The 2293-nt window shown below is 69.6% G+C and carries 3 protein-coding genes and 1 pseudogene; 2 read left to right on the top strand and 2 right to left on the bottom strand.

Annotation, left to right across the window (positions count from 1 at the left end; genetic code table 11):
* Both ACE026_RS04780 and ACE026_RS04775 read right to left on the bottom strand, forming a co-directional pair.
* Positions 1-93, bottom strand: a pseudogene (locus ACE026_RS04780) (sulfurtransferase); the annotation flags it as partial.
* A gap of 49 nt (positions 94-142) precedes the next feature.
* Positions 143-508 (bottom strand): DUF6164 family protein, encoded by a 366-nt coding sequence (locus ACE026_RS04775; RefSeq protein WP_486038183.1) that lies wholly within the window; start codon positions 506-508, stop codon positions 143-145.
* Between the two features lie 67 nt (positions 509-575).
* Between ACE026_RS04775 and ACE026_RS04770 the strand changes: the two genes are divergently transcribed.
* Positions 576-1016, top strand: a complete 441-nt coding sequence (locus tag ACE026_RS04770) for an FKBP-type peptidyl-prolyl cis-trans isomerase (protein ID WP_152151496.1) — start codon at positions 576-578, stop codon at positions 1014-1016.
* Positions 1017-1026: 10 nt separating this feature from the next.
* Positions 1027-2274, top strand: a complete 1248-nt coding sequence (locus ACE026_RS04765) for a TIGR03862 family flavoprotein (RefSeq protein WP_486038182.1) — start codon at positions 1027-1029, stop codon at positions 2272-2274.
* Positions 2275-2293: the final 19 nt, after the last annotated feature.

The following is a 2293-nucleotide window of genomic DNA, read 5'->3' as shown; positions in this document are numbered from 1 at the left end:
CGGCGCGGCGGTCGCCCGCTCCAGCAGGGTCGCGCACAGCGCGTCCGGATCGGCGACGGGGGTGAAATGGTAAGCGGCGGTATTGGCGATCATCCCGCCATTTTAGCCGCTGGGCAGGCGCTACGCCTGACCCGCCCAGCAATCAGCCGCGCAGCAGCACGAACGGCAGCAGCACCAGCGCGGTCGCGACGGCCATGCCGAGCAGCACCGCCACCACGAATACCGGGCGGCGGCGGATCAGGCTGCCGAAGGTCTCGGCCGTCCCCTCACGCAGCGCGGCCTCACGCTCGCCGCGGACGCGCTCGCCGCGCACCTGCTGGTAGTCAGCCATCAGCGCCTTGGCCCGGGGGTGATCGGCGTCATCGCGGACCCAGATCCCGCCAAAGGAGATCCCCCAGGGGCTGGGCTCGGTGCGGTAGTGGGCGATGCCCGCCTTGTCCAGCAGGGCGGTGACATCCTGGATTTCATCGTCCGCGACATTGCGCAGGTTGAGCAGCAGTTTCGACATGCGCCCATGATAGCGCCCGGCGATGCGCTACCCTTGCGTCCCCGTTTTTTGGATCCGGAGCCCGCCCATGCGCCGTCTGCCGCGTTACCTGCTCGCCCCCCTGATGTTGTCGCTGCTGGCCGCCTGTACCCCGCCCGGCCCGCCGCCCGGTGGCAGCATCGCGCAGTTCGAGAAGATCGATACCCAGCCGGGCACCGGTGCCGAAGCCACACCTGGCAGCAAGGTGACCGTGCATTACACCGGGTGGATCTATGACGAGCGCACCGCCGACAAGCATGGCGACAAGTTCGACAGCTCGGTCGACCGCGGCGAGCCCTTCACCTTCAACCTCGGCCAGGGCCAGGTCATCAAGGGCTGGGACGAAGGCTTTGCCGGCATGAAGGTGGGCGGCAAGCGCACGCTGATGATTCCGGCCGAGTACGGCTATGGCGCACGTGGCGCCGGCCCGATCGCACCGAATGCCTCGCTGGTGTTCGATGTCGAACTGCTCGACGTCAAGCCGCGTTGATCCTGCCTGCATGAGTATTGCCGTGAACACCCCACGCCGGGTCGCGATCATCGGCGGCGGCCCCGCTGGCCTGATGGCGGCGGAGACCGTGCGCGCTGCCGGCCACGCCGTCGATCTGTACGAAGCCAAGGGGTCGCCCGGGCGCAAGTTCCTGATCGCCGGCAAAGGCGGCCTCAACCTCACCCACTCCGATGCGCGTGAGGTGTTCGTCTCGCGCTACCGCGAGCGCGCGGAGGCCGTGGGCGGCTGGTTGGCCGATTTCGATGGCGAGGCGCTGCGTGCCTGGGCGCTGGCGTTCGGGGTGGACACCTATGTGGGCAGTTCGGGACGTGTCTTCCCGGTCGACCGCAAGGCCGCCCCGCTGCTGCGCGGCTGGGTGCGGCGGCTGAAGGAACAGGGGGTGCGTTTCCACGTACAGCACCGCTGGACCGGCTGGGATGACGCAGGCGCGCTGCGCTTTGAGACGCCCGAGGGCACGACCACGATCACGGCCGATGCGGTGGTGTTCGCGCTCGGCGGTGGCAGCTGGCCGGAGCTCGGCTCGGACGGTGCGTGGGTGGCACCGATGACCGCCAGCGGCGTCGACATCGCCCCGCTGAAGCCGGCCAACGGTGGCTTCGACATCGGCTGGACACCCTACTTCAGCGAGCGCCAGGCGGGTGCCCCGCTCAAGCCGGTGGTGGCGCACTGGACCGACCTGCAGGGTGAGCCGCGCTCGCTGCAGGGCGAATGCGTGATCACCGCGACCGGCATCGAAGGCAGCCTGATCTATGCGCTCTCGGCCGATCTGCGCGACAGCCTGGCCCGCGACGGCCAGGTGAGCCTGCAGCTGGACCTGCTGCCGGGCCAGACCGAAGCGCAGGTGCTTGAGAAGCTGCAGAAGCCACGCCAGGGCCGCAGTTTCGGCGAGGTCCTGCGCCGCCAGCTGGGCCTGGGCGGGGTCAAATCCGCGCTGCTGTTCGAGGTACTGGGTCGCGAGGCCGGGCAATTGCCGCTGGACCAGATCGCGCATGCGCTCAAGCGGCTGCCATTGGCTCTGCAGCGAGCCCGTCCTATCGATGAAGTGATCAGCACCGCCGGTGGCGTGCGCCTGGAAGCGCTGGATGCGCAGCTGATGCTGCGCTGGCGCCCGGGCACGTTCTGTGCCGGCGAGATGCTGGACTGGGAAGCGCCGACCGGCGGCTATCTGCTGACGGCCTGCTATGCCAGCGGGCTGCGCGCCGGGCGTGGCGTGGTGGCGTGGTTGGCGCAGGCGTGAATCACGCGGTGGGGGGGGG

This window comes from Stenotrophomonas sp. AGC87, assembly GCF_057333975.1.
The sequence above is the reverse complement of the archived record's forward strand: the minus strand, read 5'-3'. Positions and strand labels throughout refer to the sequence as shown.

Coding starts and splice junctions, on each gene's coding strand:
- ACE026_RS04775 (WP_486038183.1), bottom strand. CDS start 508: ATGTCGAAACTGCTGCTCAACCTGCGCAATGTCGCGGACGATGAAATC.
- ACE026_RS04770 (WP_152151496.1), top strand. CDS start 576: ATGCGCCGTCTGCCGCGTTACCTGCTCGCCCCCCTGATGTTGTCGCTG.
- ACE026_RS04765 (WP_486038182.1), top strand. CDS start 1,027: ATGAGTATTGCCGTGAACACCCCACGCCGGGTCGCGATCATCGGCGGC.